This window comes from Methylobacterium sp. B1 (assembly GCF_000333255.1).
Classification (GTDB): Bacteria; Pseudomonadota; Alphaproteobacteria; order Rhizobiales; family Beijerinckiaceae; genus Methylobacterium; species Methylobacterium fujisawaense.
Genome location: NZ_BACT01000365.1, coordinates 1 through 982 on the forward strand (window position 1 = coordinate 1; position 982 = coordinate 982).

Sequence of the window (982 nt, forward strand, 5' to 3'; positions counted from 1 at the left end):
CTCGCGCCGTGCCGAACGGATCGACGCGAACGCGCTGGTCGAGGTTCGCGAGTCCGGACGCGCCGTGCGACCGCGCGGTCTGTTCGTCGGGTCGCGGGTCGTGCTGCAGAACAAAACGGCCCCTGATCCGCGGCGCGTGATCCTGTTCGGCGATTCCTACATCTACAGCCCGGGGGCGCGTCTCACCGCCATGCTGGCCGAGACCTTCCACGAGGTGCACGCGATCTGGTCGGCGAATATCGACTGGCGCTATGTCGAGGCGGTTCGGCCGGATGTCGTGATCTTCGAGATCGCGGAGCGTTTCCTGCGTCAGGTCCCCAACGACAGGATCCACATCGATCGCTTCGCAGCGGCCCGAGCGCGCCGTGCCGTCCGCCCGACCCTCCGCGAACAGATCCGGCGCTGGCTGCGCTGAGACGATCATGCGGACGTCCTCGTCGGTTTCGGCCGCCCCTGACGATGGCGCCAACCCCGAGGTCTCGCATCATCGACTCGGCGCGCACGGCCGGTTCATCGATGCGGCGGTGAAAAACGGCGAGAGCCCCGTCGCGGGGGCGACGGGGCTCTGCGTGAAAATCCGTGGCTCGGCTCAGTAGCCGGAGCCGTAGTAACCCGGACCCCGGCTCAAAGCGCCCGCCGCAACGGCTCCGGCGGCCGCACCGGCGATGCCAAGACCGACTGCAGCCCCGGTCGAGATCCCGCGATGACGACGGTAGCCGTAATCGCGGCGCGGGCCGTATCCGCGATGATATCCGTGGCCGTATCCGTAGCCGTGATGCCGCCCGTAGCCATAGCCCTGCGCGTCCGCGCTGGTGGCGCCGAGAGCTCCGATGGAGAGGCTCAGGGCGGAGATGAGTGCGAGCTTTCGCATCGATGAATCCTTCACGGTTACGTTGGGGCCCCAACCCAATACGCCGCAAAGAGGTTCCACCGCAGGTTCTGCGAGCGCCGGCGCAATCGGCAACGCACCGCCAATCTGAAA

Annotated in this window: 1 protein-coding gene and 1 pseudogene; one reads left to right on the forward strand and one right to left on the reverse strand. The window is 67.5% G+C overall.

What is annotated here, in order from left to right; translation table 11 throughout:
* A pseudogene (locus tag I53_RS10790) lies at window positions 1–415 on the forward strand (hypothetical protein); the annotation flags it as partial.
* Window positions 416–589: 174 nt separating this feature from the next.
* On the opposite strand, the gene I53_RS10795 reads toward I53_RS10790, so the two are convergent.
* A complete protein-coding gene (locus I53_RS10795; protein WP_043350305.1) occupies window positions 590–871 on the reverse strand; it encodes a hypothetical protein in 282 nt (93 codons plus the stop codon).
* Between the last annotated feature and the right edge of the window lie 111 nt (window positions 872–982).

What these genes read in the sequence shown, in the direction of transcription:
- I53_RS10795 (WP_043350305.1), bottom strand. Translation starts at nt 871, where the DNA reads ATGCGAAAGCTCGCACTCATCTCCGCCCTGAGCCTCTCCATCGGAGCT.